The sequence below is a fragment of the Amycolatopsis sp. NPDC041971 genome (genome assembly GCF_055588925.1).
The window spans coordinates 66564-72563 of sequence record NZ_JBVJCE010000021.1 but is presented as its reverse complement, the minus strand read 5'-3'; the positions used below and the strand labels follow the sequence as shown (position 1 = coordinate 72563).

Sequence of the window (6000 nt, the reverse complement as noted above, 5' to 3'; positions counted from 1 at the left end):
CGATAGCACGCTCTGTTTTTTCGCTTTTTTTTTTGTCTTGGTTGTCGCCTCCCCCCCCCCCCCCCCCCCCCCCCCCCCCCCCCCCCCCCCCCCCCCGCATCGAACGGCCAGTTTCGCGTGCTGTCCCCGGACCGGCGCGGAATACGATCCTCTGACCCGACGTTTGAGCGTTCAACTACTTGAGGAGTTGGACATGGGTCACGAGATCTTGGGCACCCGGCAAGAGCCGACTTTCGGCCTGGACACGTTCGGCGACGTCGAGAACGGCGCGGACGGCCAGCCGGTGAGCCAGGCCGAAGCCATCCGTCAGGTCGTGGCCGAGGGCGTCCTCGCCGACCAGGTGGGTGTGGACTACTTCGGCGTTGGCGAACATCACCGCGCGGAAATGGCGGTGTCCTCGCCGGACGTCGTGCTGGCCGCGATCGCGGGGCGGACCGAACGGCTCCGGCTGGGCACGGCCGTCACGGTGCTCAGTTCGGACGACCCGGTGCGGGTGTACGAGCGGTTCGCCACGCTGGACGCCGTTTCCCGGGGCCGCGCCGAGGTCACGCTCGGCCGGGGCTCGTTCACCGAGTCGTTCCCGCTGTTCGGCTATTCGCTGGACGACTACGAGGTGCTCTTCGCCGAGAAGCTCGACCTGTTCACACAGTTGCGGGGCGAGAAGCCGGTCGACTGGTCCGGGACCGTCCGCCCCGCGCTGGAAGGCGCGCAGGCGTTCCCGGTCACCGAATCGGGCAGTCTGCCCGCCTGGGTCGGCGTCGGCGGGACCCCGCAGTCGGTGGTCCGCGCGGCCGCGTACGGCCTGCCGCTGGTGATGGCCGTGATCGGCGGGTCGCCGGAGCGGTTCACCCCGCTCGCGGACCTGTACCGGCGTGCCTTGAAGGAGGCGGGCCACCAGGAGTTGCCGATCTCGATGCACAGCCCTGGGCACATCGCCGAGACCGACGAACTGGCCGTCGCCCAGCATTTCGCCCATCACCAGGCCGCTTTCGCCAAGATCGGCGCCGAACGGGGCTGGGGCCCGATGTCCCGTGCCGACTACGACGCCATGGCCGGGCCGCGCGGCGCGCTGTTCGTCGGCTCGCCCGAGACCGTCGCGCGGAAGATCGCCTGGGCGGTGCGCACCCTCGGCCTGTCGCGCTTCCAGCTCAAGTACAGCGTCGGCGCGCTTCCGCACGAGCAGCGCCTGAACTCGATCCGGCTTTACGGCGAGCAGGTCGTCCCGCGTGTGCGGGAGCTGCTCGGCTAGCCACGAAACCGTGGTGGTCGATTCCGAGCGATTCGACCTTCAGCCGTACACCGGTTTCGACATGTCCCGTTACGTCCGGCGGACCTTCTGCAGCTGGGAGGACTCCGGCTGGGAGTCGCTGCTCGTCCAGCGGTTCGAGCACGTTCCGGTCGCCGAGGACATGCGGCTGCCCGCCGTCGCGGATCTCCATCTGGTCCTGCCGCTTTCGGGGCGGGCGGTGATGGAGATCCGCGGCGAAGGCCGGTGGAACCGCCACCACTGGGGGCCCGGACGGCTCGAACTCGCCGTTCCCGGCAAGCCGGTCCTGCGCCGCTACCCTGGTGACGAGTCGATGCGCAGCCTGCAGGTCCACCTCCCGGGACCCACGGTGGAGTCGGTCGCCGCGCGGTGGACCACGAGGCGATGGCGGCGTCCGTGGCCGGAGGAGACCCGCTGCTCGACGGGCTGGTCCGGACGGTCGGGAAAGCGAGGGAGAACGACGACCTCTACGCCGAATCCGCGGCCGCCTTCCTCACCGTGCACCTGCTCACGCGCCACGCGCGGAAACCGGACCCGCCGCGTGCCTGCCGCGAGGACGAACGGGTCCGCGCGGCCGTCGCGCTGATGCGTGACCGGCTGGGCGATCCGCTCAGCGTCGCCGAAATCGCCGGGGAAGTGCACCTGAGCGTGTACCACTTCATCCGGGTCTTCAAAGAGAAGACCGGCGAGACACCACATCGTTTCCTCAGCGGGCTCCGCGTCGAGGAGGTGCGAAGACTGCTGCGTGGCACCGATCTCCCGATCGCGCGGATCGCGGAACGGTGCGGGTTCGCCACTCCCGGCGCCTTGTCGGCCGCTTTCCTGCGGCACACCGGATCGCGCCCTTCGGACTACCGCAATTCCTGATCACGGCCCCGCAATCCCGCACATGGTCAGCCAAGCCGCCCGTTCCTAGGGTGAGCCGGGTGAGTAGTTCCGGAACGCAGTCGTACGACGTCACCGCCGAATCGCCGGCGCCGCCCGCCGCGGTGTGGGCACTGTTGCTGGACGTCCGCAGCTGGCCGGTCTGGTCACGGGTGGGTTCCCTGGAAGTGGCCGCGTCGCAAGGACTTTCCGCCGACGGACGCGACGGCGTCGGCGCGATCCGTGCCTTCCGCACCGGCAAGACGGTCACCAAGGAGCGGATCACCGCCCTCCACCCCGAACGCCGGTTCGCCTATGAGGGTGTGGACGTCCCGGTGATGGTCGATTACCGGGCCTCGGTCGATTTATGCGAAACGCCCGACGGGGAACGCGGATCCGTTGGCACGGAACGTATCGCGTGGGCAAGGGCAACGCGTGGATCTTCCGGTGGTACCTCCGCCGCTTCATGCGGGACATGGCGACCGGGCTCGCCGATCACGCCGGCGGCCCGGCCAAGCGGCCATGACGAGGGATCAGTGCCGATGAGCGGCCTCGCGGTGGAAGCCCGCGATCATCGCTTCCGTGCTCGGCGGGTTGAAGGGCTGCCCGAGCGTGCGCATCAGTGAGTTCACGCTGGGACGGTACATCCCGGTCTTGCAGTAGCGGGATCCTTCGAAGGCGCCGACCGTGCCCCCGTCGGGGGAGGGTTTGCCGAGCCAGGTGTACCACTTGGCGCGGCGGTCCCGCATCTGCGCGGCCGTGAGCGCGGAAGCGTTGGGCTCCCGGGGTTCGCGGGCATCGCAAGTGCCATAGTCGTACTCGTCGGCGAGCCCGCCGATGGAGTGCCCGAGTTCGTGGGCGACGATCTGGCTGGCCTGGATGTTGCCGCCCGAGGAAGTCGCGACCCCGCCGCCGGCGCCGCCGTATTTCGTGGTGTTCGCCAGCATGATGACCTGATCGACGTCCGGCGCGGCCGCGGCGTACTGGTTCGCCTTGGTTTCGTTGACGCACAACAGCCGTTCGATACCGCCGCACCAGAAGTACGAGCCCAGCGCGGTGTTGCGCCGGATTCCCTGGGTGGGGTCGTTGGTGACGCCGGACTGGGATGACACCACGTCGACCTGCCACAGGTTGAACTGCTTGCGGTAGCTCTTGTACGGCTCGATGGCGAACAGCGCCGCGATGCTGGAGCGGACGTGCTGCGAGTACGTGCCCAGCTGGGTGGAGGTATAGCCGTCACCGACGAAGACCAGGTCGAAGGTGGTCTCGCTGGGGCCGTTGGTTTCGATCGGGGTCACCGCGGCGGCGCTCGCGATCTGCTGCGGCGCGGCGGCTCTGTCCGAAGCGGGCCGGGTGACGTCCACCCGGGTGATGGTTCCTCCTGGGTCGAAGGCCTCCATCGACATCGTGAACCGGGGAGCCGCCGACGCCGTCGCGGGAACGAGTGCGGCGACGAGGGTGGCGGTCAGCGCGAACACGAGACAGGCGCGTCGCATGCGTACTCCTTGCGGGGAAGTAGGGGAGTACGAAAGACGATCCCGACTTTCGACGGCTTCCGGCACATCCCAAGTGGCCATAAGGTCCGCGTGATGGACGTCGAGTTACGTCACCTGCGAGTGGTGTGCGCCGTCGCCGACGCCGGCAGCATCACGCGCGCGGCGATCGCGATCGGGAGCACCCAGCCCGCGCTGACCGCCGCCGTGCAGCGGATCGAGCGCGCGTTCGGCGGAACCCTGTTCGTCCGCGGCCGGGACGGGGTCTTCCCGACGGCGTTCGGCGAATGCGTGCTCGGCCGCGCGCGGGTCGTCCTCGCCGCGGCGGACACGATGCACCGGGACGCGGCACGCTGGCTGGCGGAAGGCGAAGAACGTCCGGTCGCGCTGGGCGGGATCGGCGGTTCGATGGTCGTCGAACTGGCGGACCGGCTCGGTGATTCCGGCCGGGGGCAAGCGGTTTCGGTGACCACCGAGTTCTCGCCGTCCCGGCTGCTGGATCTCGTGGCCTGCGGGCAGCTGGACGCCGCCGTCGTCGCCGACTATCCAGGTCACGTCCTGCCGTCCGCGCCGGGTGTGGTGGCGCGGCCACTGGCCACGCAACCGGTGTTCGTGGCGATCGCCGCGGACCACCCGGCCGCCCGTCACGGTGAGATCGACCTCGCCGATCTCGCCGGGGAACGGTGGGTGCTCGGACCGTCCGACGGGGCAGGCTGGCCGGAGTGCTTCGAGGAAGCCTGTGCGCGGGCCGGATTCCGGCCGAAGGTCGCGCACCGGAGCACGGAGTTGCGGCCACTGCAACGGCTGATCGCGGCGGGCCGGGCGATTTCTCCTTGTCAGGTCACCTTTCCCGCCTCACCGGGAATCGCGATCCGCGCGCTGGCCGGAGATCCGTTGTGGATGCGGTACCTGATCGCCTGGAGCGTCGAAGGTGCCTTCGGCGGGAACAGCGATGCCTTGATCGTCGCGGCCGAGGCGGCTTACCGGTCCGACACCGAAAGCAGCCTCACCTATCGCCACTGGCTCGCCCGTCGCGGCGAACCGTTCACGGCCCGGCGTGCCATCGGGTGACACCTGGTCAGGGAATTCCCCTTGTCGGGCGGTGGGTCTTAGCCTCGGATCACCTCATCGACGAAGGGTAAGAAATTGCGTCTGCGCGCCCTGCTGGCCGCTGCTGTCCTGACCGTCACCACCGCTCCGGCCGCGCTCGCCGGGCCGGACGTCGCCCACGGCACCGATGTCCCGCTCGGGCAGTTCGGGTTCGTCGCGAAGATCGCGATGACGAAGATCCCCCGCCCGGACGGCTCGACCTACAACAGCTACTGCACGGGTGCGCTGATCGCGCCCGGCTGGGTCGTCACCACCGGGCACTGCTTCCACGACGCGCACCGCAAGCGGGTCGCGGGCAAGATGCCGTATCCGACGATGGTGACGTTGGGCCTGGTCGACGAAGCAATCGAATCAGGCGTGGCCCGCAAGGCGATCGAAGTGCTGCAGGCGAAGGAAAACGACGTCGCCCTCATCAAGCTGGACACCCCGGTGACCACGGTGACCCCGTTGACGGTGAACCGAGCACTGCCGAAGGTCGGCGAGCAGCTGACGTTGGCGGGCTGGGGCAGTTTGAGCGCCACGAATCCCGCTCCGGCGACCCGGATGCAGCAAGGCACCGTCCAGGTGGCGACGATGGCCCCGACGACGATCGGTGTCCGCGGCGCCGCGCCGTCGATCACGACCAGCGCCTGCACTTACGACTCGGGCGCGCCGTACTTCGTCCCGGCAGGCAAGAGCGGCGCCTTGGTCTCGCTGGAGACCACCGGACCGAACTGCCCGCACGCCGGGATCGAGACGACCTCCCGCGCGGACGTCATCGCCGACTGGATCGCCACTCATACGGGCTAGCGGACCGTTTCGGCCGGTGGCGGGCCGGGTAGTGGCGTGAGCAGGAGGTAGTGCGATGACGAGTGCTCGAATGACCGCGCCTCCGGCGCCGCCGGACACCATGCCACCGGATCCCGGGGTTCCCGGTCCCGGGATTCCCGAACCGGTGCCGGACCCGGGCAGGCCAGAGCCGGTCCCGGACCCCGGGGCGCCCGAACCGGGACCGGACCGGCCCTTGCCCGAACCCGGGAGCCCGCCGGAAACCCAGCCGGGGCCTGCCGGGCTCAGAGGGTGAACGCGAGCCAGAGCGCGAGCCAGGCGCAGGCCGCGACCGCGACCACGACCGCGAAAACCCGCAGGCCGGCGGTGGCGATCCGGAGCGACGCGGTGCCGTGGTGCTGACGGTGGTGCTGACGGTGATTTCCCATGGTGCCGCCCTCCTTTCAAGATCACCTTCCGCTGTCCACGCGTTCGCCGCAGCGGGGGTGCGCTACCCGG

7 protein-coding genes and 1 pseudogene are annotated in these 6000 nt (G+C 69.7%); 6 read left to right on the top strand and 2 right to left on the bottom strand.

Going from position 1 to position 6000, the window contains the following annotated elements; genetic code table 11:
- The first annotated feature begins 193 nt into the window (after nt 1–193).
- From ACZ6DT_RS33320 to ACZ6DT_RS33305, 4 genes and pseudogenes are all read left to right on the top strand, one after another.
- Nucleotides 194–1249, top strand: coding sequence for an LLM class flavin-dependent oxidoreductase (locus ACZ6DT_RS33320; RefSeq protein WP_465602769.1), 1056 nt, complete (start codon nt 194–196; stop codon nt 1247–1249).
- A 10-nt stretch (nt 1250–1259) separates the two neighbouring features.
- The gene (locus tag ACZ6DT_RS33315; protein ID WP_465602767.1) at nt 1260–1853 is read left to right on the top strand and encodes a hypothetical protein; all 594 of its coding nucleotides are present in this window, start codon (nt 1260–1262) and stop codon (nt 1851–1853) included.
- Nucleotides 1853–2134: a helix-turn-helix domain-containing protein gene (locus tag ACZ6DT_RS33310; RefSeq protein ID WP_465602765.1), complete on the top strand. Its 282-nt coding sequence runs from the start codon at nt 1853–1855 to the stop codon at nt 2132–2134. Before ACZ6DT_RS33315 ends, ACZ6DT_RS33310 begins: the two co-directional genes overlap by 1 nt.
- 59 nt (nt 2135–2193) lie before the next feature.
- A pseudogene (locus tag ACZ6DT_RS33305) lies at nt 2194–2657 on the top strand (SRPBCC family protein).
- A gap of 7 nt (nt 2658–2664) precedes the next feature.
- Here ACZ6DT_RS33305 and ACZ6DT_RS33300 read toward each other — a convergent pair.
- On the bottom strand, nt 2665–3627 hold the full coding sequence (locus ACZ6DT_RS33300) for a M64 family metallopeptidase (RefSeq protein WP_465602762.1): 963 nt from the start codon (nt 3625–3627) through the stop codon (nt 2665–2667).
- A gap of 93 nt (nt 3628–3720) precedes the next feature.
- Between ACZ6DT_RS33300 and ACZ6DT_RS33295 the strand changes: the two genes are divergently transcribed.
- Nucleotides 3721–4695, top strand: a complete 975-nt coding sequence (locus ACZ6DT_RS33295; protein ID WP_465602760.1) for a LysR family transcriptional regulator — start codon at nt 3721–3723, stop codon at nt 4693–4695.
- A 75-nt stretch (nt 4696–4770) separates the two neighbouring features.
- On the top strand, nt 4771–5523 hold the full coding sequence (locus ACZ6DT_RS33290) for a trypsin-like serine protease (protein ID WP_465602758.1): 753 nt from the start codon (nt 4771–4773) through the stop codon (nt 5521–5523).
- Nucleotides 5524–5786: 263 nt separating this feature from the next.
- Here the strand turns inward: ACZ6DT_RS33290 and ACZ6DT_RS33285 are convergent, their stop codons facing one another.
- Nucleotides 5787–5930, bottom strand: a complete 144-nt coding sequence (locus tag ACZ6DT_RS33285) for a hypothetical protein (RefSeq protein WP_465602756.1) — start codon at nt 5928–5930, stop codon at nt 5787–5789.
- Nucleotides 5931–6000: the final 70 nt, after the last annotated feature.